This is a genomic window from Verrucosispora sioxanthis (genome assembly GCF_010560025.1).
GTDB classification, from domain to species: domain Bacteria; phylum Actinomycetota; class Actinomycetes; order Mycobacteriales; family Micromonosporaceae; genus Micromonospora; species Micromonospora palythoicola.
Map to the genome: position 1 here is coordinate 534,492 of NZ_SAIY01000001.1, position 22,789 is coordinate 557,280.

The window sequence follows — 22,789 nt, forward strand, 5'->3', positions numbered from 1 at the left end:
GGTCCTATTCGACCGATTCAACCAGCCCCGCCTCGTACGCGAGGATCGCCGCCTGCACCCGGTTACGTACCTCAAGCCGGGTGAAGATGCTCGTCAGGTAGGTCTTCACGGTGCCCTCGACCAGATACAACCGGCTGGCGATCTCGGCGTTGGACAGTCCCGCCCCGACCAGCGCCAGTACCTCCCGTTCCCGGGTGGTCAGCCCGGCCAGCCGATCCCGGGCCAACGGTCGGCGGGCGACCCGGTCGCCGCCCAACTCGATCACCCGGCGAGCCACAGTCGGGGACAGGTACGCGCCGCCACCGGCTACCGCGTGCACCCCGGCGATGAGTTCCCGCGGGTCGCCGGACTTGAGCAGGAAGCCGCTGGCCCCGTGCCCCAGCGCCCGCGCCACATGGTCGTCCTCGCCGAACGTGGTGAGCATGATGGTGGCCGTCTGCGGCACCGACCGGCGAATCTCGGCGGCGGCGGCGAGCCCGTCCAGCTTCGGCATCCGGATGTCCAGCAGGGCCAGCCGAGGCCGGTGGGCCCGGACCAGTTCCACAGCCGTCCGGCCGTCGCCGGCCTCGGCGACGACCTCGATGCCGGGGTCGGTGGCCAGGATCGCCCGAACGCCGGCCCGGATCATCGCCTCGTCGTCGGCCAACAGCACCCGTACCGGCGCCACTGGAACACTTGTCATTCGTCCACCCGCTCCTTGCTGACCAGCCGCCCGTCGACGAAGCACAACCGCCACGTCGGCTGGGCCAACGGGAAGTTGCCGTCGGTGTAGTACTCGCAGTCCGGCCGGGCCCCGGCAGGCCGGTCGACCTGCCGGGGCGGCAGACCAACCAGGTCGCCCCGGGCCACACCCACCGGTAGTTTCTCGAAGGTGTTCCGGTCCAGCACCGTGCCGACGGTGGCGACCGGGTAGTAGATCAGCGACAGTGCCAGCGTGAGGCCGACCGGTGCGCCGAGCGCCACCAGCAGGCTGCGCCGGACCTGCCGGCGGGCTGCCGCGCCGACCGGGTGACCGCCGGCAGCAGCCGAGCCGGCCGGAGCCGGGTCGGGCGGATCAGCCGGGTCGGGCAGGTCGATCACGTCGGACCAGGCGCGCGCGCGGCGTCAACGTCGGTGGCGGGGTCAGATACGGGTAACCGGGCTCGGACGGCAAACCCGCCCTGCGGGCATGCCCCGGCGCTGAGCGAGCCACCGGCGAGCCGGACCCGTTCGGCCAGGGCGAGCAGGCCGGAGCCGGTGGCGGGCGGCCCCGGCAGCGGACCGGCCGGCGGTGGCTCGTTGACCACCTCCATTACCACGCCGTCACCCCGCCGGACCAGCCTGACCGTCACCTCGGCTCCGGGCGCGTACCGGGCGGCGTTCGTCAGCGCCTCGCGGACCAACCCGTACGCGGCGTGCCACGTCAACTCCGGCAGGGCCGGCGGTGCGTCCAACCGGCCCGACGGCACCTCATCCGGGTTCGGCGACATGCTCCGTAGGTCCAGTCGCACCGCCATGCCGGCCTCCCGCGCGCCCTCGACCAGGTCGGCGATGTCCTCCCCGGCGGGACGGGTGGTGACCGGTGCGCTCTCCTCACGAAGCACCCCGATGATCCCGTGCAACCGCTCGGTGGCCTCGGCCACGCTGGCCCGTACCTCCCCGGCGGCTGCGCGGTGCCGGGGATCGAGTCCGTCGGCGAGTTCCAGTGCGGCGGCACGCAGCGCGATCAGGCTCAGCGAGTGCCCGAGCGAGTCGTGCATCTCTCGCGCGATGCGGGCCCGCTCGCGCAACCGGATCCGTTCCGCGGCACCCAGGCGCTCTTGTGTGCGAGCCTGCTCGTAGCGGCGACCGGCGTCGACAAGCGCTGCCTGCTGCCGCCGGTACCTGCCGATCAGCCAGGGAAAGACGCCCGCGAACAGCAGCACCGTGGCGAGCAGAAACCAGGTGGCCATGCCGGTGCCGAGCAGCCCGAGGTTGAGCACCGTGCCACCGGCCGCGATCAGCGCGAAGACCGCGGCCACCGGCCGCGTACGGGAGCTGCGTCGGCCAGCCAGGTAGCTGAACACCGGGATGGCGAAGACGAAGTTCCCGTCGAGCAGCGTGCCGAGCACCACCACGAGCAGGGCGACAAGCGGCAGCCGCCGGCTGACCGCGACCGCGACACCGACCCCGCCCAGGCCGATGAGCAGCGACACCACTGCGTCGCGGGAGTGCGGCGGAGTGGCACCGACGTACCCGAACGGCGCGGCCAGCACCGCCCAGAGCAGCAGGTCACGCCACCTCTTGTGCACAGCGGTCACGCTACCCACCCCCGGCCGAGGTCGGCACTGACGAAAGTCAGCAGGTCGGCGGGGGGCTCAGGTGGTCTCGTCGGCCCAGGCGCGCCAGTCGTCGAGGACGCCGTACAGCGCCGGGGTGAGCCAGCCCGGCGCCGAACGCCGGAACACTCCCGGGTCCATCGCTCCGGCGCCGGCCGGCAGGGCGCCGAGCAGATTCGGCAGCAGGTCGCTGAGGTTCGCCCAGTGCACCAGTTCCGGCTCGGCCGGCCAGGCGCCGATCACCACGCCCGCCGGTACGGCCCGCCGTTCGAGGGCCTCCAGGGTGAGCGCGGTGTGGTTGAGGGTGCCCAGGCCGGCCCGGGCCACCACCACCGCCGCGGCGCCGAGCGACACGGCCAGGTCGGCGACCGTCCACGGCTCACCGGAGGGCCGCAGGCCCATCGGTACGAGCAGTCCGCCCGCCCCCTCGACCAGCACCAGATCGTGCTTGTCGGCCTCGTCCCGCACCGCGTCCACCGCGTTGTACAGCTCCAACGGTGGCAGCTCGGCCACCCGGGCGGCGGCCAGCGGCGCGAGCGGGTCCGGGAAGCTGGCGAGCGTACGGCCGGTCATCGGGGCGGCCAGCCGGGTGACCGTCTCGACGTCGGCGGGATCGCCGGTCGCCGTACCGGTCTGGCCTGGTTTGACCACCGCGACCCGTAGCCCGGCCGCCTGCGCCGCGGCCGTGATCGCCGCGGTGACCACCGTCTTGCCGACCTCGGTGTCGGTGCCGGTGATCAGCACCGGTCCGCGCCACTGATCCGTCATGGCGCACATTCCACGATGACCTCCAGGGCGTGTTCGAAGTCCCGCCGTGGCACCCCGGCGCTGATCGTCAGCCGCAGCCTCGACCGGCTGTCGGGGGTGGAGGGCGGGCGGAAACAGCCGACCGCCACCCCCTGGTCCCGGCAGGCGGCGGCCCACGCCGTCGCCGCCTCCGGGCTGGGCGCGGTGACCGAGACGACGGCGGCGTCGGCAGCGGAGACGTCCAGGCCGGCGGCGCGCAGCCGGCCGACCGCAGGGCGGCCCGCTCGGCCAGCTCGGCGCGCAGGCCGGTGCCGGAGCGCGCCAGCCCGACGGCGGCCCGCACCCCGGCCGCCACCACGGGCGGCAGGGCGGTGTCGTAGATGAAGGTCCGCGCGGTCTCCACCAGGTGCCGGACGAACTCGGCCGGGCCGGCCACCACGCCACCGGCCCCGCCGAGCGCCTTGGACAGCGTCGCGGTGACCACCACGTCGGGTTCGCCGGTCAGTCCGGCCCCGGTCACCGCGCCGGCACCGTCCGGGCCGAGCACGCCCAGCGCGTGCGCGTCGTCGACGAGCAGCAACGCGCCGTGTTCGCGGGCGGTGGCGTGCAGCCGAGCCAGCGGGGCGAGGTCACCGTCGACGGAGAAGACCGACTCGGTGACCACCACCGCCGGCCGGCCCGGGGCGGCGGCGAGGGCGGCGGCGACCGCGGCCACGTCGGCGTGCGGTGTCACCACCGTCTCCGCACCGGAGATCCGGCAGCCGTCGATGAGTGAGGCGTGGTTGTGCGCGTCGGAGATCAGCAGCGTACGGGGACGCACCAGCGCGCGGATCGCACCGAGGTTGGCCAGGTACCCGGAGGAGAAGACGAGCGACCGGTCGGTGCCGAGCCAGTCGGCGAGCGTTTCCTCAAGCGTGTGGTGCGCATCGGTGGAACCACGGACCAGCCGTGAGCCGGTCGCACCCAGCCCGTACGCGGAAAGGGCCTGCGCGGCGGCGGCAACCACCTCGGGGTGCCGGGCCAGACCCAGGTAGTCGTTGCCAGCCAGGTCGATCACGCCGTCCGCGGCGGCGCGGGGATGCAGTCGGCGGGTCAGCCCCGCCTTCGCCCGCAGCTCGGCGCGGCGGTCCAGTGCCGCCAGCCAGTCCGCCACCGCCACGTCCCTTCCCCGCCGGTTCCCGCCCGTCAGGCGCTTCCGCCGGGCGAAGTTACCACCCGCCGGGCCTGCCCCGGCGTGGCGTGGTGCGGCTCGCCGCACCACGCCGAGACCGCTCCGCGCCCGCCGTCCGCGCTCGTTTACCGCCTGCGAAGGGGCCTTGTAGGGTACGTGCCATGCCAGAGATCCTCGACCAGGCCCGGGACCAGGTGCTGCACAACGGCGTCGGTCTCGACGAGGCCGGTGTCCTCGCCGTGCTGAACCTGCCCGACGAGCACCTGTCCGCCACCCTCCAGCTCGCCCACGACGTGCGGATGCGCTGGTGCGGCCCGGAGGTCGAGGTCGAGGGCATCGTGTCGCTGAAGACCGGCGGCTGCCCGGAGGACTGCCACTTCTGTTCCCAGTCCGGCCTGTTCACCTCGCCGGTGCGGTCGGTGTGGCTGGACATCCCCTCGCTGGTCAAGGCGGCGAAGCAGACCGCCGCGACCGGGGCGACCGAGTTCTGCATCGTGGCCGCCGTGCGCGGTCCGGACGACCGGCTGATGAAGCAGATGCGTGAGGGCGTCGCCGCGATCAGGGCCGAGGTCGACATCCAGGTCGCCGCCTCGCTCGGCATGCTCACCCAGGACCAGGTCGACGAGCTGGTCGACATGGGGGTGCACCGCTACAACCACAACCTGGAGACCTGCCGCTCGTACTTCCCGAACGTGGTCACCACGCACTCCTGGGAGGAGCGGTGGGAGACCCTGCGGATGGTCCGCGAATCCGGCATGGAGGTCTGCTGCGGCGGCATCCTCGGCCTCGGTGAGACCGTCGAGCAACGGGCGGAGTTCGCCGCGCAGCTGGCCGAGTTGGATCCGCACGAGGTGCCGCTGAACTTCCTCAACCCTCGGCCCGGCACGCCGCTGGGCGACCGCCCGGTGGTCGAGGGCAGGGACGCGCTGCGGGCCATCGCCGCGTTCCGGCTGGCCATGCCGCGCACCATCCTGCGGTACGCGGGCGGCCGGGAGATCACCCTGGGTGACCTCGGCACCCGCGACGGACTGCTCGGCGGCATCAACGCCGTGATCGTCGGCAACTACCTGACCACCCTCGGCCGGCCCGCCACCGACGACCTCAAGCTGCTCGACGAGCTGAAGATGCCGGTCAAGGCGCTCTCGGCGACCCTGTGACGGCGGCCGTGGCGGGTCAGACCTGGTGCGACAGGTGCGGCGAAGCGGCGGTGGCCGGCGCACACGAGCAGTGTGCGGCGGCCCGCGCCCTGGAGCCGCCCCGTTACTGCGGCCGGTGCCGCCGCCGGATGAAGGTGCAGGTGCTGCCGGTCGGCTGGTCGGCGATCTGCGTCGAGCACGGTGAAATTCGGAGCTGAGCGGATGCTGCGCGGTACGGCGGTGACCCTACGATCGGCGACGGCCGCCGACGTGCCCGCGCTGGCGCGGATCCGCGCCGAACCCGAGGTGCGCCGCTGGTGGCGCGGCGGCGACGACCTGGTCGCGGCCGTCGAGGCGGATCTCGCCGACGAGAGCGTCTCGGTGTACGCCATCGAGCACGGCGACCGGATCATCGGCGCGATCCAGTGGCACGCCGAGGACGACCCGGACTACCGGCACGCCGGCCTCGACATCTTCCTCGACCCCTCGGTACGCGGCGCCGGGCTCGCCGGGGACGCCATCCGCGTGCTGATCCGGCACCTGATCGACGTGCACGGCCATCACCGTTTCACCATCGACCCGGCGGCGGCGAACACCGCCGCCATCCGCGCGTACGCGAAGGTTGGTTTCCGGACGGTCGGGGTGATGCGCCGCTACGAACGTGGCGAGGACGGCCGCTGGCACGACGGCCTGCTGATGGACCTGCTCGCCGACGACCTGCGCGACTGACCGGCCCGCCGTTCCCACGTCAGGAACAGGACTCGGCCGTGCCCGTCCCGGACCTGGGACGGGCACGGCCGAGCCGTCGCCGGCTGATCTCAGCCGATGGTGCAGGTGGCGCCGTTGAGCGTGAACGTGGTGGGCTTCGGGTTGCTGCCGGTGTGCGTGCCGTTGAAGCCGATGCCGACCGACGCGCCCGGTGCCAGGTTGCCGTTGTACGACATGTTGGTGGCGGTCACCGCCGCACCGGTCTGGGCATAGGTGGCCGACCAGCCCTGGCCGACCCGCTGCCCGGCGTTCGGGAAGCTGAACGCCAGTGTCCAGCCGTTGATCGCCGTCGTGCCGGTGTTGGTGATGGTGATGTTCGCGGTGAAGCCGGTGCTCCAGTCGTTGGTGCCGTAGGTGACCCGGCAGGGCGACGTGGGCAGCGGCGCCGAGGTGGTCACCGTCACGGCCCCCGAGGGTGGTGAGGCGTTGCCGGCCGCGTCGATCGCCACCACGTAGAACTGGTACCCGGTCTGCGGGCTCAACCCGGTCAGCGTGTGGGTGGGTGCGGTGACCGTGTCGACCAGGACGTCCACCAGGTGTACACGATAGATCCGGTAACCGGTCACCCCCACGTTGTCGGTCGACGGAGCCCAGGTCAGCGTCGCACCGGTCGAGGTGACGGCGGAGACCGTGGGCGTGCCCGGCGTGGTCGGTGGGACGGTGTCCCCCGCGTCCACGGCGGGAGTCGTCACGCTCAGCGACGGTGACGAGAAGGACGTGTTGCCGGCCCTGTCCCGGGCCACCACGCTGAACTCGTACGTCCGGGCCGGCAGCACGTCGATCGTCAACGAGTTGGTGCTGGCGTTGCGAAGCGTGATCGCGTCGTTGCCGACCAGCCGGACGCTGACCAGGTACACGTCGACCCCGCTGCCGGTGTCCGTGGACGGTGCCCAGGTCAGGCTCACCGACCCGGAGCTGACCGCGGTGGCCACCGGGGTGCCGGGGGTGGTCGGCCGGGTGGTGTCGGGGGCATCCGGCGCGGGCTCCGAACCCCACACCACCTCGCCTCCGGAGTAGAGCGGCACGTTGCGGTTCGGCCCGGCGGTGGTCTGGTACGACGGGTCGTTAGCCGGGTTCCAGGTGCCGCCCTCGGGCACGCCGACCTTGAACTGCACCTCCATCCGGTGCTGCGACTGGCCGGCCGGCGCGATGGTGTGCCCGGTGCAGTCGACCTCGACGTACCAGAGGTCACCGCTGGCCTGACGGGCGGTGGTCGGTGCCGGACAGCCCTGGGTGTAGCTGGAGGTCACCTGCACCGGGCCGGTGCCGTCGGGCCGGAAGTAGTAGCGGAACTTCGCGTCGGTCAGCGCCCGGGCCGGGAAGGCCGACTTGTTGTAGATGATCGCCTTGATGCCGGTGGCCCGGGTCTCGTTCTGCATGACCGTGGTCTCCACGGTCAGCTCGTCGATGTCCGGCTGCTCGGGAACGGGGAAGTTGGCCAGCGGGGTGCCGCCGTACTCCTGGGACAGCCGGGCCAGCGCGGAGGTGAAGCCGGCGTTGTAGTCGGTGGCGACCTCGTTCATCACGTAGTCCGACCGGTTGTCGGTGTACGCGTCGTTCGGCGAGGACGGCCCGCCGACGAGCGCGCCGTAGAGGGTGTGCCGGGTCTCGGTGGGTACGGTCTGGCTGTCCCACCAGGAACCGTGCGCGGTGCGGTGGTGCGGATTCTTCGGCGGGTTGGTGCCGAAGCCGATCACATAGCTGGAGTTGCGGGGGTTGTCGCCGAGCGCGTAGTTGATCTGCCGGACGGCGAAGTCGTGGTAACGCGCCTTACGGGTCGCGTCGGTGGTCTTGTCGCTGTAGACCAGTGCGGCGAACGCGGTGTTGGCGGCGTACCGCAGGGCACCCCACGAGTCGAGCACCGCCATCCCGCCGGGCGAGTACCGGACCCGTTCGCCGTTGACCCCGACGGTCCAGAAGTCCAGCCACCGGTTGGCGTCGTCGACGTACTTCTGCTTGCCGGTCAGGTTGGCCAGCAGCACGTACGCCCCGAACTGCTTGTTGTCCCAGGCGACGGTCCACTTGTACGAGCGGGTGGTGGTCTGCGGTTCGGTACCGAGCTTGTCGTACTCGCTCTCCGCCTTGGCCAGGTACGCGGCGTCACCGGTGGCCCGGTACAGCCAGATCGCGCCCCAGACCAGTTCGTCCTGGTAGCCGCTCCAGGACCGGTAGAAGCTGGTGGCGTCGGTGATGCACTCGTGGTAGTTCTTCCGCACCGTGTCGGCGAAGGTGTAGAGCTGCTTCGCGTGGGTCAGCAGCTTGTCGGCGTACGCGGCGTCGGTGGGCCGGAACACCATGGAGGAGGCGGCCATCGCGGCGGCGGTCTCCCCCGCCAGGTCCGCGCCACCACAGCTCGCGTCGATCTTGTACGCGGGCCGTGCCATCGGCATCACCTCGGCCGGCCCCCACCATTTGTGGTCGTCGTCCCCGTTGCCGACCTGTCCGTAGAGGACGTTCGGCGACGGGTGCGCCTTGACGAAGTAGTCGTTGACGTAGCGCAGGTTGTTCAGCAGGTGGGTGAGCTGGCCGGAGGCGGCGTACCCGGACCGGTACTCGACCGCGCCCCAGGCCAGCATGGTGGCGCTGAACGCCATCGGGAAGCCGAACTTCACGTGGTCACCGGCGTCGTACCAGCCGCCGGTGAGGTCGACTCCGACGTCCGAGCCGTCGCGGAGCGCCGAGTCACCGCGCCACGAGACGCGGTTCCAGTCCGGCAGTTTTCCGGACTGCTGCGCCTCGTAGAACAGCAGGGACTTCTGGAGCGCCTCCGCGTAGTTGAAGGCCGGTGCGGCGGCGGTCGTCGCGGCACCATCGGTCGGCGCGGCGGCGGCACCGGTCGCGGGTACGCCGAGCGCGAGCGTGCAGCCGGCGGCCAGCGCGGTGACGGCGGCCAACATCCGGCGGGGCCAGGGCTGGTCGGGACGATGGTGCGGGGGCAGGTCCGGCACCGGCCGGTCGGCGCGGATGCGGCCCGACCGTGGGGTTAGGTGCATGCGACTACTCCTGTCGATGCGTGCCCGACGGCACCGACCGGACGCGTGCCCGCGTCGGAGTGGACGGCTGCCGGCGGTGGTGGTGGCGGCGAGGTGGCTCCAACAGGACCGGGAGCGCTCCCATGGATAGTTGACAATGTAATCCGGGCACCGACGGTTGGGAAGCCCGCTCGGCGGCGACATCGGGCGTCGGAAAGCCGTGCGGCGTTACACCGACACGCGCGAGGACAACACCGCAGACACCGTCGCGGGCGCATCGCGACCTCAGGTCCGCCCAGGTCAGACCGTTCGCCTGAGATCAGCAACGGCGGCCCGGATGCGAGCATGTGCCGTCATCACGCCGAGATCCGGAGGAATTCTCATGCCACAGCGTCGGCATGCGGCGCGCGCGGCCCTTTCTGGCGCCGCTGCCGCGGCCCTTATCTCCCTCGCCACACCGGCCTGGGCGAGCAGCACCGTACCGCTCCACTCGGCCCACCGCGGCTCCGTCGCGGCCGACTTCCAGCAACAGTGTGCGGACACCAGGTTCGCCGACCGCCCCGCCGACCACGACGGTTGGCACTTCGTCCTACCCGGCGGCCCTTCCGTGGGCGGCTTCGAGAGCCTGACGCTGACCTTCGACAACGGCTCCGGCACGGTGAACGTCACCGTGCCGGACGCCACCGATGCCTACCCCGACGCGCTCTACCCCGCCGGTAACAACGGCCGCGTCATCCACGCCTACCTGTTCACCCCGGCCGGGTGGACGCTTGTGGACGGCAGCGCCACGATCAGCGGCCAGGGCGCCCGCTTCAACCTCAGTCACACCTGCGCCGGCCAGCCAACGCCGGAGTCGCCGACCCCCACGCCCACCAGCCCGGAGTCACCCTCTCCGACGCCCACCAGCCCGGAGTCGCCGACTCCCACGCCGACCACTCCGGAGTCACCCTCTCCGACACCCACCGTTCCGGAGTCGCCGACGCCGACGGCCCCGGAGTCGCCGGTTCCGTCGGACGGCACCGGCGGTGGCGGCGGTGACGACGGCGACCTGCCGGTCACCGGTGCGGCGGTGACGACCATGGCCGTGGTCGGCGTCGGTTTGATCGGTGGCGGCGTCGCCCTTGTCACGCTGCGACGCCGTCGTGACAGGATCACCTTCACCAGCTGACACCATCCGAGAACGGCCGCCGGCATCCTTGCGGCGGCCGTTCTCGTGGTAGCGGGTGATACCGCCGAGCGACCGTACCGTACTCGCCAGTAACAAAGCGGGAATCATCACACAATCGAGGGAGGTCGATCAATAGAGCGTAAACCGCAGGTGGAGATGGCCGGCGACAGCGTGACTTCAACCTCCACTGAGGACCGACCACCATCGGATGTCCTGCGATACGGACCGTACTGTTGCTGTCGCACTGGGCGGCGGGCGACAGTACGCGGCACCTGGCGGCACCCGTCGACGGCCGCTCCCGCCCACCTGAGGAGATCGCGATGGCTCTACGACTCGCCGACGGAACCTCCTGGTCCGACACTCTCGCCCGGGCGGTGGCCGGCACCGCGGAGGCGTTCGACCGCCCGGCCGACGGCACCATCACCCTGCGGAATCTGGTCGGCGGCGAGTGGCGCACCGGCGGTGCGCCGACGCCGGCGCGTACCCCGGTCGACAACAGTGTGCTGGTCAAACTGGCACGGCTGGACGCGGCGGCCGCCCACGACGCGGTGATCCACGCCGGCACGGCCCACGCCACCTGGGCCGGTACCCCGCTGGCCGAACGCCGGTCGCGGGTCATCGACGCGCTGGACGCGCTCACCGCCCACCGCGACCTGCTGGCCCTGCTGCTGGTCTGGGAGATCGGCAAGCCGTGGCGGCTGGCCTGCGCCGACGTCGACCGCGCACTCGACGGGGTGCGCTGGTACGTCGACGAGATCGACCGGATGCTCGCCGACGGCCGCACCCCGCTGCCCGGCCCGGTCAGCAACATCGCCTCGTGGAACTACCCGATGAGCGTGCTGGTGCACGCCGAACTGGTGCAGATGCTCGCCGGCAACGCGGTCATCGCCAAGACGCCGTCGCAGGGCGGCGCGGTCTGTCTGACCGTGGCGCACGCGCTGCTGCACCGCGCCGGGCTGCCCGCCACGCTGCTCTCCGGCAGCGGCGAGGCGCTGTCCGAGGTGCTGGTACGGGCACCCGAGATCGGCGCGGTGGCCTTCGTCGGTGGCCGCTCCAACGGGGGAAAGGTGGCCGCCGCCCTGCTCGACTCGAACAAGCGCCACTTCATCGAGCAGGAGGGCCTCAACGCCTGGGGCGTGTGGAACTTCTCCCAATGGGACCTGCTCGCCGCGCACCTGAAGAAGGGCTTCGAGTACGGCAAGCAGCGCTGCACCGCGTACCCCCGGTTCGTGGTCCAGCGGGACCTGGTCGACGAGTTCCTCGACATGTACCTGCCGGTGGTCCGCTCGGTCCGGTTCGGGCACCCGCTGGCGGTCGACGAGACCTGGCGGGCCGGCGACCCGCTGCCGGAGCTGGACTTCGGCCCGCTGATCAGCGCCGCCAAGGCCGACGAGTTGCGCCGCAAGGTCGACGAGGCGGTACGCGGCGGCGCCGTCCCGTTGTACCGGGGCAAACTCGACGGTGCGCCGTTCCTGCCCGGTCAGGACACCTCGGCGTACGTCGCACCGTCGGTGCTGCTCGCCCCGCCCGGCCGGTCCCGGCTGATGCACGCCGAGCCGTTCGGCCCGGTCGACACCATCGTCGTGGTGGACACCACCGACGAGTTGCTGGCCCAGATGAACGCCTCCAACGGCGCGCTGGTGGCCTCCCTCGCCTGCGACGACACCGACGAGGCGGCGAAGCTTGCGGTCGACCTGCAGGCCTTCAAGGTGGGCATCAACAAACCCCGCTCGCGGGGCGACCGCCAGGAGCCGTTCGGCGGGCGGGGTGCCTCCTGGAAGGGCGCCTTCGTCGGCGGGGACCTGCTGGTCCAGGCCGTCACCGTGGGCGACGACGACCGCCTCTACGGCAACTTCCAGGACCGCACCGCCCTGCCTCCGAACCTCTGACCGGGGCCCGGCCGGAAAGCACGCGGTGGGCAGGACTCCCGCACCGGGAGTCCTGCCCACCTCACCGGCCTCCGCACCGGAGGTCGGTCGTCTGAGCCGTCAGCCGGCGGTGTCCGCCGTCGCCGGCGTCTCGGCGGCCAACGGCACGGTCATGGTCAGCAGGCCGCCGTCCCGCTGGACGGTGGTCGGCCGGGACAACCGGCGCAGCGTACGCAGCATCGGGGCGTTGTCCGCCTGGACGTGCAGCACCATCGCCGCGTAGCCGGCCGACTCGGCCTGCCGGGTCAGCCGGCGCAGCAGCGTCGAGCCGAGCCCACGGCGCTGCCAGTCGTCGCGTACCAGCAACGCCAACTCGGCCTCGTCACCCTCGGCGAGCAGGTTGGCCATCGCGACGACCGACTCCGCCGCCCCGCCGGAGCCGGTCGTCGCGGCGACCAGGGTCAGCCCGCGCGCCGGCTCCAGCAGCCGGCGCAGTCGGGCCGGTGCGGGCACACCCGCACCCCCCAGATAACGGCGCTGCCGGCTCCGCGCCGAGCAGGCCTGATGCAACTCGACCACCGCCGTGAGGTCGTCCGCGACGGCGGGGCGTACGGTCAATTCGGCACCGTCGGGTAGGACCACGGTGACCTGCTCGGTGCTGCGGCGGGCGGCGGTGGCCCCCAGTTCGAGCAGCGCCTGGGCCCGGGCGTACTCGGCCGGGGTGAAGCTCGGCGCGAGCCGGCGCAGGGTGTACGACCCCCCGTTCGGGTCGGCCAGCAGCATCGTGTTGCCGTCGATCCCGGGGCGGGCCAGGGCCGGCGCGGCCCGCCAGGTCACCTCGTCGGCACCGAGCAGCGCCCGGAGCACCTCACCTGTCGCGTCGGGGTCATGCACCAGCCGGGTCGCCAGCCCGAGCACCCGGGTCGGCTGATCGGCCAGGCCACGCGCCTCACTGCGCGCCACCCAGCAGTCCCGCCCCCGGCCCCGTTCGACGGCGGCGAGCAGTCCCGCCTCGTCGAGGGTGTCCGGCGCGTCGACGAGGAAATCGTCGACGGCACCGTGCTCGGTGGTGTGCACCTGCACGGTGAGGATGTTGACTCCACGCAACGCGAGGCTCGCCGTGAGCACCGACAGGTAGCCCGGCCGGTCGTCCACGGTGGCTCGGATCCGCCACAGCGTCATCGTTGCCTCCCTTCGCCTGCCACCCTCGTCCGCGGCTGTTGCCGGTCGGTTGCCTCACCATGTCCAGCCGCGTCCGGCCCTGCGGTCTGCGTCACAGCCGGTCAGGGGTTGGCGCTCACCGACGGGGTGCCCACCAGGTCGAGCCGGTCGCCGAGGATCACCGCGCAGGCGCGGACCAACTGGGCGAGCCGGTCCACCTCGGTCGAGTGGAACGCGGCCGGCGTGAGCGTGTCGCTGTGCTCGCGGGAGACCACCAGGACCAGCCCGGCCCGACCGAACGGCGCGACCGCGAAGTGACCGCCGTCGGGTGCGGTCATCGCCCGGGCGCGCAGCGGGGTCACCTCCGGCAGCTTCGGTGGCACCGGGGTACGCCAACTGGCGTGCCCGACCGTCGCACCGCCACCCCCGGTACGCGACGCCCAGTCGACCGGCACCACCGCGGCAACCGACCAGTCGGCGGCGAGCAGCCCGGGTACCGCGTCGACCAGGGTGGCCAGCCCGTCGGCCGGGTTCGCCGCGACCTGCGCCAGCAGCTCGGCGTCCTGGCCGGTGGTGGTGGGCGCGCCGATCGCCCGCCAGACCCCGTCCACCCGTACGCCGGGGATCGCCGCCAGACCGACCAGCAGCCGTTCCACCCGGGCGGCGCCCGGCCACACCACCGTGAAGTCGTCGACCGCCCGCCCGCCGAGACGTTCCAGCACGACCACCTGGACGATGTCCGCCCCGGACACGCCGAGGGTGCGCGCCACCTGACCGAGCGTTCCCGGACGGTCCGGCAGGGTGACCCGAACGCGCAGCAACATCTCAAACCCCTCCGCTCGGCGGGCCGACACGGTGGCCGGCAGGCTGATGTCAGCCTGGCAGTTGACCATTTCGTCCCTGTTGCGGCGGCATGTCCCGAGGGTCAAACCTGACCTTGACAAGCCGCCGGAGCTGCCATGGACTGTCCGGATGACCGAACCGACCGCCGGCCCGCCCGCCGGTCTGGATCTGGACCGGCTCGGCGGCTACCTGGCGGCGCACCGTCCCGATCTGGCCGCCGGCCCGCTACGGGCCGAGCTGATCGCCGGTGGCCGGTCGAACCTGACCTATCTGGTCCACGCCGGCGATCGGGACGTGGTGCTGCGCCGTCCACCGCTCGGGCACGTGCTGGCCACCGCGCACGACATGGCCCGGGAGTTCCGGGTCATCTCGGCGCTCGCCCCGACCGACGTCCCGGTGCCCGGCGCCCTGCTGCTCTGCACCGAGCCGGACGTGCTGGGGGCACCCTTCTACCTGATGGAACGGGTGCCGGGTGAGGTGTTCCGCAGCCGCGCCCGCACCGACCAGCTCACCGGCGGGCAGCGACACGGGCTGGCCATGACGATGATGGACACCCTGGCGGCGCTGCACACGGTCGAGCCGGCAGCGGTCGGCCTGGCTGACTTCGGCCGCCCGGAGGGGTTCCTGGCCCGGCAGGTCCGCCGCTGGTCGGGGCAGCTCGACCGGTCCCGCAGCCGACCGCTGCCCGGCATCGACGAGCTGCGCGACCGGCTCGCCGACACCGCGCCCGAGGGGGCCAACGCCGGTCGGATCGTGCACGGGGACTTCCGGCTGGACAACCTGCTCGCCACCGTCGACCCGGTGACGGTGACGGCGGTGCTGGACTGGGAGATGGCCACCCTCGGCGACCCGCTGGCCGATCTCGGGCTGTTGCTGACCTACTGGGACGTGCTTGGCGGCGACGCTCTCTCCGACGGCAATCCGGTCGCCGACGGCCTCGGGCCGCGTGCCGGCTTCCCCAGCGGCGCCGAGCTGATCGACCGGTACGCGGGCCGCAGCGACGTCGACGTAGGTCCCCTGCACTGGCACGTCGCGCTGGGCTGCTTCAAACTGGCCGTCATCTGCGAGGGCATCCACTACCGGCACACCCTCGGCCAGACCCTCGGCGAGGGCTTCGACACCATCGGGGGCCTCGTCGCCCCGCTTGTCGCACACGGACTGACCGCGGTGAGGGAGACCTGATGGACTTCGCGTACGACGCCCGGACCGAGCAGCTGCGCACCGAGCTGACCGACTTCCTCGAGCAGCACGTGTACCCGGCCGAACCGGTGCACGCCGCCCAGGTCGCCGCGGCTGGTGACCCGTGGGCCCGCCCGCCGGTGCTGGCCGAGCTGAAGGCCGAGGCACGCCGGCGCAACCTGTGGAACCTCTTCCTGCCCGATCCGCGCCACGGTGCCGGGCTGACCAACCTCCAGTACGCCCCGCTGGCCGAGCTGACCGGGCGCAGCCCGCACCTCGCGCCGGAGGCGCTCAACTGCGCCGCGCCCGACACCGGCAACATGGAACTACTCGCCGAGTTCGGCTCCCCCGCGCAACAGGAACGCTGGCTCACTCCGCTGCTGGCCGGCGAGATCCGCTCCGCGTTCTGCATGACCGAGCCCGACGTGGCCTCCTCCGACGCGACGAACATCGCCACGTCGATCCGTCGCGACGGTGACCACTACGTCGTCGACGGCCGCAAGTGGTGGTCGTCCGGCGCGATGGACCCGGCCTGCGAGATCCTCATCGTGATGGGCAAGACCGACCCGGGCGCCGAGCGGCACCGGCAGCAGAGCATGATCCTGGTTCCCCGGGACACCCCGGGGGTCACCATCCGCCGGGGCATGCGGGTCTTCGGCTACAGCGACGCCTCGCATGGCGGACACGCCGAGATCGACTTCGACGGTGTGCGAGTGCCGGCGGAGAACCTGGTCGGTGCCGAGGGGACCGGCTTCGCCATCGCGCAGGCCCGACTCGGTCCGGGCCGGATCCACCACTGCATGCGTTTGATCGGCATGGCCGAGCGAGCGCTGGAGCTGCTCTGCCGCCGGACCGTCGAGCGGACAGCCTTCGGCCGCCCGCTCGCCGAACAGGGCGTGGTACGCGAGTGGATCGCCGAGGCCCGAGTCCGCATCGAGCAGGCCCGGCTGCTGGTCCTCAAGACCGCCTGGCTGATGGACACCGTCGGCAACAAGGGCGCGCACACCGAGATCCAGGCCATCAAGATCGCCACCCCGGCGATGGCCGAGTGGGTCATCGACAAGGCCATCCAGGCGTACGGCGCGGCCGGGGTCAGCCAGGACACGCCGCTGGCCGCACTCTGGTCCCAGGCTCGCACGCTGCGCCTCGCCGACGGCCCCGACGAGGTACACCGCAACAGCCTCGCCAAGCGCGAACTGCGCCGCTGGACCGCCCCCGCCTGAGCGCAGCCGCCCCGTGCCGCGCGAAGCACTACCGCTGGTGCCGGCACCGGTAAGCGCCAGACCTACATCCGGCGTTTGCCCCGAACATCACTCCCTGTGCACATCAGGCCGCCCCCCGATGTACCAGGTCGCAGCCTTTGCTCTGCTTCAACCGACGCAACGCTCACGGTCCGCATCCGCGTGCGGCCGACAGTCAGAACCGGCCGTCGCGTTACCACTGCTCAGACATGAATGCGTCCGTTGAAGCAGAGCAAAGCGTGCAAGGTGGCAGGTGGGTGGGACGGCCGTTAGTCACGCAGTGTCAGAAACACGGAGAGTCAGCGAGGCAGGGAGGAGGCGGTGCGGCGGCAGGGAGGAGGGGTACGCAGATCAGGCGGACGCGCGCTCGACGAACTGGGTGTCCAGGACGACGTGTGGGGTGAGCATCTCGTCGCCGCGGATGCGGTCGACGAGCAGCCGTGCCATCTGCCGGCCCATCTCCTCCACCGGCTGAAACACCGAGGTCAGTGGCGGGTTGGCCTGCCGGGCGATGGGCTCGTCGCCGAAGCCGACCACCGCCACGTCCTGCGGCACCCGGCGGCCGGCCTCCCGCAGCGTCCGCATGGCACCGAAGGCCATCAGGTCGGCGGCCACGAACACGGCGTCCAGGTCAGGGCAGCGCTCCAGCAGCCCTCGCATGGCCGTCGCCCCGCTCTCCTCGCTGAAGTCGCCGTACGCGATCAGGTCGGGATTGACGCCGAACCCGGCGGTGCGGACCGCGTCCCGGTAGCCGGACAACCGGGCCAGGCCGGCGCCCATGTCCTGCGGGCCGGCGATGGTGGCGATCCGCCGTCGTCCGCGACTGGCGAGATACTCGACGGCCTGCCGCGCCCCGCCGGCGTTGTTGACGTCGACGAACGACACGGGCTGCGCCTCGGGGTGCAGCATCCGCGCGGGCCGCCCGCCGAGCACAGTGGGCAGGCCACGCTCCTCCAGCAGGGTGGGCAGCGGATCGTCGTCGTGCAGCGACAACAGCAGTACGCCGTCGACGTGCTGGTTGGTCAGGTGGTGCTCGACCCGCTCCCGCTCCAGCGGCGACTGGGCCATGGCCAGCCAGAGCTGCAACGGCGTCTCCAGCAGGGCGGAGCTGATCCCCCGGACGATGCCGGCGAAGAACGGCTCGGCGAAGATCCGCTCACCGGACTCGCTGACCACCAGGGCCACCGAGTCGGTCCGCTGGGTGACGAGCGCCCGAGCGGCGCGGTTGGGTACGTACCCCAGCTCGGCAATGGCCTGCTGCACGGCGGCCCGGGCCTCCGGACTCACCTGCGGGGAGCCGTTGACCACGCGGGAGACCGTGCCACGGCCAACTCCGGCACGGGCGGCGACCGCGTCGAGCGTCGGTCGCCCGAGCGACCGGGTGCGCTGCGTTGTCATCGTCTGCTCCTCCGACGTCAGGCGGCCCCGGCACCTTCACCAGCGTCGGTGCCGGGCCGCCCGTTACTGGCTGGCCATCGCCCTATTGTGCGGCCAGACCGTTGCGTCGGATCACCTCCGCGTACCACCTGGCACTGGACTTGGGGATGCGGGTCTGCTTGTCGTAGTCGACGTAGATCATGCCGAACCGCTTCGTGTAACCCCACGCCCACTCGAAATTATCCAACAGCGACCAGGCGAAGTATCCCCGCAGGGGGACGCCCGCGCTGATCGCCTCGTGCGAGGCGCGCAGGTGAGCGTCGAAATAGGCGAGCCGGTCGACGTCGTCGACCCGCCCGTCGACCACCTCGTCGACGAAGGCCGAGCCGTTCTCGGTCACGTAGAGCGGAAGGTCCGTGTACTCCTCGTGCACCCGGCGCAGGGTCTCCACCAGACCAGGAGCGTCGATCTCCCAGTCCATGTCGGTGACCGGCACCCCCCGGGTGACGAACCGGACGTCCTCGCTGCCCGGCCAGCACGACTGGGCCCGCCAGTACGGTTCCGGCTGCTCGCCCGAGACCGGTGCGGCCACCACATGCCGGCTGTAGTAGTTGACGCCCACCACGTCCAGCGGCGTGGAGATGGTGGCCAGGTCACCGTCGTGGACGTGGCCGAAGTCGGTCACCTTCGCCAGGTCGGCCACCAGGTCGTCGGGGTACGCGCCGCGCAGGATCGGGTCGAGGAAGAACCGGTTGGCCAGGGCGTCGATCCGCCGGGCCGCGTCGACGTCACCCGGCGAGTCGCTGGCCGGGGTGACCGGGTACAGGTTGACGGTCACCCCGAGCTGTGCCTGCGGCACCGCCGTGCGCAGCGCCTGCACCGCGAGCCCGTGCCCGAGCATCAGGTGGTGTCCGGCGCGGACCGCGTCGGCCCCGTCGGAGCGGCCCGGGGCGTGCACCCCGGAGCCGTACCCGAGGAAGGCCGAGCACCACGGCTCGTTGAGCGTCGTCCAGTACTTCACCCGGTCGCCCAGGGCGTCGGCCACCAACAGGGAGTAGTCGGCGAACCGGGCAGCGGTGTCCCGGGCGGGCCAGCCCCCGGCGTCCTCCAACTCCTGCGGCAGATCCCAGTGGTAGAGGGTCAGCCAGGGCTCGATCCCGTTGGCCAGCAGCTCGTCGACCAGCCGCTGGTAGAAGTCGAGCCCTTCGGCGTTCGCCGGACCCGACCCGCCCGGCTGCACCCGCGGCCAGGACACCGAGAACCGGTACGACTTCAACCCCAGCTCGGCCATCAGCCGGACGTCGTCGCTGAGCCGGTGGTAGTGGTCGCAGGCGACGTCGCCGGTGTGCCCGGCGACCGTCCGGCCCTCGGTGTGGCTGAAGGTGTCCCAGATCGACGCGGTCCGACCGCCCTCGTTCGCCGCGCCCTCGATCTGGTACGCGGCGGTCGCCGCGCCCCAGAGGAAGCCGGGCGGGAAGGTGAGCGGCGGACGCTCGTCGAGGACGCCGACGGCGGGCGGGGTGGCGGGGTTGCTCACGACTTGACTGCACCTTCCATGATCCCGCCGATGATCTGGCGGCCGAAGAGGAGAAAGACGAGCACCAGCGGGATGGTGCCGACCGCCGTGGCGGCGAAGACCTGGGAGTAGTCCGTGTAGTAGGCGTACGAGAGGAAGGAGAGCGAGACCTGCAGGGTCGGGTTCTCCGGGGTGAGGATCGCGTACGGCCAGAGGAAGGAGTTCCAGGTCTCCATGAACGTGAGCAGACCGAGCACGCCGGCCGCCGGACGCAGCGCGGGCAGCACGATGTTCCAGTAGATCCGGAACGTGCTGGCACCGTCGACCCGACCGGCCTCGATCAGCTCGTCGGAGATCGCCTGGCTGGCGTACTGGCGCATCATGAACACGCCGAAGGCGCTCACCAGGAACGGCACGGTCACCGCGTAGAGGGTGTCGTACCACCCCAGCGACTGCATCATGCTCCAGAGCGGGATGAGACCCATCTGGGTCGGGATCATCATGGTGACGATGATCGCCAGCAGCAGCACGTTGCGACCGCGGAAGCGCAGCTTCGCGAAGGCGAAGCCGGCCAGGGAGCCGGTCAGCACCACCGACACGGTGACCACCGAGGAGACGATGATCGAGTTCATCAGGCCCTTGAGGAAGTTGGCCGCGTCGTTGTCGAGCACCCGGCCGAAGTTGTCACCGAACGCGCCGGCCGGGGTCATCGGCGGTGGCACGTCGTTGATGGACTCCAGGCTGCGGGTGCCGATCACGATCATGTAGTAGAAGGGGTAGATCGACAGCAGCGCCGCCAGGACGAGCGCCATGTAGGTGAGTGGACTGGTGCGCCACAGGCGCTTTGAAGCCGAGATCATCGATCTCTCCTCACTTGGCCGCGCGGCGGACGAGTACGAAGTTGATCAGCGACACGAAGACGATGATCATGAAGATGGCCCAGGCCACCGCGGCACCGTAACCTGCGGTACTCAGGTTGTAGATGCCCTTCTCGTACATGTACATGGCCAGCGTCTGGAACTCCCGCTGGTTGCCGCCGATGATGCTGCCGTTGGCGAAGAGCAGCGGCTCGGTGAACAGCTGCATGCCGCCGATCGTGGAGAGGATGACCACGAAGATGAAGGTGGGCTTGAGCATCGGCAGGGTGATCTGCCAGAACTGCCGCCACGGGCTGGCCCCGTCGATCGCGGCCGCCTCGTACAGGTCCTTCGGGATGGCCTGCATGCCGGCGAGCAGGATCAGGGTGTTGTAGCCGGTCCACCGCCAGTTGACCATCGTGGCGATCGCGGTCCAGGAACTCCACTCCTGGGCGCGCCAGTCGATCTGGTCCACCCCGACGAGGCCGAGCAGCCAGTTGAACAGGCCGAAGTCACGCTGGAACAGCATGCCGAAGACGATCGCGACGGCGGCCACCGACACCACGTTCGGCACGAAGATGGCCATCCGGAAGAAGGTCTTGGCGCGCAGCAGGGTCTGGTTGAGCAGGTTCGCCAGGAACAGCGCCATCAGCAGCTGCGGGATGGTCGACAGGGCGAAGATGCCGAACGTGTTGACCAGCGCGTTCCAGAAGTACTCGTCGGAGACCAACGCGCTGTAGTTGTCGAGCCCGATGAAGGTGTGCTCGCCGACCATGTCCCAGTCGTGCAGGGACATCCAGGCGGTGCGCAGCATCGGGTACAGCCCGAAGGCTCCGAAGATCAGGAAGAACGGCGCGATGTAGAGGTACGGGGAGTACTTGAGATCCAGGCGGTTGAAGAGATAGCCCCGCCGGCGCCGGGCGGGGGCGTCGGGGGGTGGTGCTGCTGGCGACGGCGGCGCCGTCGTGGCCGACACGCTCATGACGCCACTCCGCTGCGCTCCGTGCCGTCACGAGGCACCACAGCACTGACGTGATGATTCGCTCGCTTACGCTCGCTCATTCGAGTTTCCTTTTCCAGCAAGGCCCGAGGGCCCTCGCGCAGAGTGCTGCGCGGTGGGGACCGACCGGTGGCGTCCGGGTAGTCCCGAACGCCACCGGAAGGGAATCACTCAGAAGACGCCCTGGGTCTGCGCGTCCTTGGTGAACTGCTCCCAGGCCGCATCCTTACTGGCCTGCCCGTTCTCGAACGCCCGCATCGCCGGCTCGAACGCGTTCTCCTTGACCGCCTGGTGCTTCGGGCCCAGGTGGATCGGCTCGATCTGGGCGACGCTCTCACCGAAGATCTTGCCGGTCGGCGCGTTGCTGAAGTACTCGTTGGTGTAGTTGAGGAAGGCCTCGTTCTTCAGCGCCTCCAGGTTGGTGGGCAGCGGGCCCTTGGCCTTGAAGGCCTCCACCTGGCTGGTGGCGTTGGTCAGGAACTGGGCGAGCTTCGCCGCCTCCTCCGGGTACTTGCTCTGCTCCGGCACGGCCAGCCACGAGCCGCCCCAGTTACCGCCGCCACCCGGCACGGCCGCCACGTCCCACTTGCCCTTGTTGGCCTCACCGGAGTTGTCCGCGACGATGCCGAGCATCCAGGACGGGCAGAAGGTGGCCGCGAAGGTGCCCTGCTTGAAGCCGCCGGACCACTCGGGCGACCAGGTGGACGCCTTGGCGGAGATGTCCACCATCGAGGTGGCGGTGTCCCAGGCAGCCTTCACCGCGGGGCTGGAGTCCGCGATGATGTTGTTCTCCTTGTCGTAGAACAGGTCGCTGCCCTGCTGGAACAGCACGCCGTTGGAGACGGCGGTGATCGAGTCGATGAACGCCTTGCCGGTGGCCTGCTTGTACTTCTGGCCAGCCTGGTGGAAGCCGTTCCAGTCCGGCCAGAGCGCCGAGACCGCGTCCCGCTCGGTGGGCAGGCCGGCGGCCTCGAACAGGTCCTTGCGGTAGCAGACCGCGAGGCTGCCGACGTCGGTCGGCAGGCCGATCAGCCGACCGTCCGGCGCCTTGCCCAGCTCCCACTTCCAGGGCAGGTAGTCGTCGGAGATCTCGGACGGCACCAGCGGAGTCAGGTCGGCCCAGTTGCGCGGGTTGGCCTTGAACTCGTTGAGGATGCCCTCCTCCAGGGCGGTCACGTCGGCCGCGCCCTTGCCGGTGGCGAGGTAACGGACCAGCTTCGGCCGGTACTCACCGAGCTGCGCGGTCTTGCGCAGCTCGACCTTGATGCCGGTCTCCTGCTCGTACTGCTTGACGAGCTCGTCGTAACCCATTTCGCCGAAGGTGTCGACGACCAGCTTCGCGGGCTTCTCGCCCTCGGCCGGCGTGTCGTCGTCGTTGCCACAGGCCGCGAGCCCGCCGATAGCGGTGATCGCGGCCAGGGTGGCTGCCGCCATGCGGGAACGCCGCGTGGTGAGGCTCATCCTGACCCCTCTTTCGATGGTGAGGCT

The 22,789-nt window shown here is 71.2% G+C and carries 19 protein-coding genes and 1 pseudogene; 7 read left to right on the forward strand and 13 right to left on the reverse strand.

Going from position 1 to position 22,789, the window contains the following annotated elements; all coding sequences use genetic code 11:
• Window positions 1-4 precede the first annotated feature (4 nt).
• From ENC19_RS02465 to ENC19_RS02485, 5 genes and pseudogenes are all read right to left on the reverse strand, one after another.
• Window positions 5-682 (reverse strand): response regulator, encoded by a 678-nt coding sequence (locus ENC19_RS02465; RefSeq protein ID WP_164445501.1) that lies wholly within the window; start codon window positions 680-682, stop codon window positions 5-7.
• A complete protein-coding gene (locus ENC19_RS02470; RefSeq protein ID WP_164445502.1) occupies window positions 679-1,080 on the reverse strand; it encodes a hypothetical protein in 402 nt (133 codons plus the stop codon). The genes ENC19_RS02465 and ENC19_RS02470 overlap by 4 nt, the downstream gene beginning before the upstream one ends.
• Window positions 1,077-2,279, reverse strand: coding sequence for a sensor histidine kinase (locus ENC19_RS31235; RefSeq protein WP_164445503.1), 1,203 nt, complete (start codon window positions 2,277-2,279; stop codon window positions 1,077-1,079). Before ENC19_RS31235 ends, ENC19_RS02470 begins: the two co-directional genes overlap by 4 nt.
• A 57-nt stretch (window positions 2,280-2,336) precedes the next feature.
• On the reverse strand, window positions 2,337-3,074 hold the full coding sequence (gene bioD / locus ENC19_RS02480) for a dethiobiotin synthase (RefSeq protein ID WP_164445504.1): 738 nt from the start codon (window positions 3,072-3,074) through the stop codon (window positions 2,337-2,339).
• Window positions 3,062-4,197 (reverse strand): annotated as a pseudogene (locus tag ENC19_RS02485) (8-amino-7-oxononanoate synthase). Before ENC19_RS02485 ends, bioD begins: the two are co-directional and overlap by 13 nt.
• Window positions 4,198-4,376: 179 nt before the next feature.
• Between ENC19_RS02485 and bioB the strand changes: the two are divergent.
• From bioB to ENC19_RS02500, 3 genes are read left to right on the forward strand one after another with little or no spacing between them, the layout of a single operon-like run.
• Window positions 4,377-5,372: a biotin synthase BioB gene (bioB, locus tag ENC19_RS02490; RefSeq protein WP_164445505.1), complete on the forward strand. Its 996-nt coding sequence runs from the start codon at window positions 4,377-4,379 to the stop codon at window positions 5,370-5,372.
• Entirely contained in the window at window positions 5,369-5,569 is a 201-nt protein-coding gene (bsaP, locus tag ENC19_RS02495; protein WP_164445506.1) for a biotin synthase auxiliary protein BsaP, read from the forward strand. Before bioB ends, bsaP begins: the two co-directional genes overlap by 4 nt.
• Window positions 5,570-5,573: 4 nt before the next feature.
• A complete protein-coding gene (locus ENC19_RS02500) occupies window positions 5,574-6,080 on the forward strand; it encodes a GNAT family N-acetyltransferase (RefSeq protein WP_164445968.1) in 507 nt (168 codons plus the stop codon).
• Between the two features lie 89 nt (window positions 6,081-6,169).
• On the opposite strand, the gene ENC19_RS02505 is transcribed toward ENC19_RS02500, so the two are convergent.
• The gene (locus tag ENC19_RS02505) at window positions 6,170-9,112 is read right to left on the reverse strand and encodes a glycoside hydrolase family 9 protein (RefSeq protein WP_408058041.1); all 2,943 of its coding nucleotides are present in this window, start codon (window positions 9,110-9,112) and stop codon (window positions 6,170-6,172) included.
• 361 nt (window positions 9,113-9,473) lie between these two features.
• Between ENC19_RS02505 and ENC19_RS02510 the strand changes: the two genes are divergently transcribed.
• Together ENC19_RS02510 and ENC19_RS02515 are read left to right on the forward strand one after the other, a co-directional pair.
• Complete coding sequence (locus ENC19_RS02510) at window positions 9,474-10,259, forward strand: LPXTG cell wall anchor domain-containing protein (RefSeq protein ID WP_164445507.1); 786 nt, start codon at window positions 9,474-9,476, stop codon at window positions 10,257-10,259.
• A 320-nt stretch (window positions 10,260-10,579) separates the two neighbouring features.
• Window positions 10,580-12,148: an aldehyde dehydrogenase family protein gene (locus ENC19_RS02515; protein ID WP_164445508.1), complete on the forward strand. Its 1,569-nt coding sequence runs from the start codon at window positions 10,580-10,582 to the stop codon at window positions 12,146-12,148.
• Between the two features lie 99 nt (window positions 12,149-12,247).
• On the opposite strand, the gene ENC19_RS02520 is transcribed toward ENC19_RS02515, so the two are convergent.
• Both ENC19_RS02520 and ENC19_RS02525 read right to left on the reverse strand, forming a co-directional pair.
• Window positions 12,248-13,309, reverse strand: coding sequence for a GNAT family N-acetyltransferase (locus tag ENC19_RS02520; RefSeq protein ID WP_164445509.1), 1,062 nt, complete (start codon window positions 13,307-13,309; stop codon window positions 12,248-12,250).
• 101 nt (window positions 13,310-13,410) lie between these two features.
• Window positions 13,411-14,112 carry an ACT domain-containing protein gene (locus tag ENC19_RS02525; RefSeq protein WP_164445510.1) on the reverse strand — a complete coding sequence of 234 codons (702 nt, stop codon included), beginning with the start codon at window positions 14,110-14,112 and terminating at the stop codon, window positions 13,411-13,413.
• A 148-nt stretch (window positions 14,113-14,260) separates the two neighbouring features.
• On the opposite strand from ENC19_RS02525, the gene ENC19_RS02530 reads away from it, so the two are divergent.
• Window positions 14,261-15,313: a phosphotransferase family protein gene (locus ENC19_RS02530; RefSeq protein ID WP_164445511.1), complete on the forward strand. Its 1,053-nt coding sequence runs from the start codon at window positions 14,261-14,263 to the stop codon at window positions 15,311-15,313.
• Window positions 15,313-16,533, forward strand: a complete 1,221-nt coding sequence (locus ENC19_RS02535; RefSeq protein WP_164445512.1) for an acyl-CoA dehydrogenase family protein — start codon at window positions 15,313-15,315, stop codon at window positions 16,531-16,533. Before ENC19_RS02530 ends, ENC19_RS02535 begins: the two co-directional genes overlap by 1 nt.
• A gap of 369 nt (window positions 16,534-16,902) precedes the next feature.
• Here the strand turns inward: ENC19_RS02535 and ENC19_RS02540 are convergent, their stop codons facing one another.
• The 5 genes from ENC19_RS02540 to ENC19_RS02560 all read right to left on the reverse strand — a co-directional run bounded on the left by ENC19_RS02540 (window position 16,903) and on the right by ENC19_RS02560 (window position 22,762).
• Window positions 16,903-17,949, reverse strand: coding sequence for a LacI family DNA-binding transcriptional regulator (locus tag ENC19_RS02540; protein ID WP_164445513.1), 1,047 nt, complete (start codon window positions 17,947-17,949; stop codon window positions 16,903-16,905).
• A gap of 82 nt (window positions 17,950-18,031) precedes the next feature.
• Window positions 18,032-19,465, reverse strand: coding sequence for a GH1 family beta-glucosidase (locus ENC19_RS02545; RefSeq protein WP_164445514.1), 1,434 nt, complete (start codon window positions 19,463-19,465; stop codon window positions 18,032-18,034).
• A complete protein-coding gene (locus ENC19_RS02550) occupies window positions 19,462-20,304 on the reverse strand; it encodes a carbohydrate ABC transporter permease (RefSeq protein WP_093402872.1) in 843 nt (280 codons plus the stop codon). Before ENC19_RS02550 ends, ENC19_RS02545 begins: the two co-directional genes overlap by 4 nt.
• A 10-nt stretch (window positions 20,305-20,314) precedes the next feature.
• Entirely contained in the window at window positions 20,315-21,283 is a 969-nt protein-coding gene (locus ENC19_RS02555; RefSeq protein WP_164445515.1) for a carbohydrate ABC transporter permease, read from the reverse strand.
• A 189-nt stretch (window positions 21,284-21,472) separates the two neighbouring features.
• Complete coding sequence (locus ENC19_RS02560; RefSeq protein ID WP_164445516.1) at window positions 21,473-22,762, reverse strand: ABC transporter substrate-binding protein; 1,290 nt, start codon at window positions 22,760-22,762, stop codon at window positions 21,473-21,475.
• Window positions 22,763-22,789 lie beyond the last annotated feature (27 nt).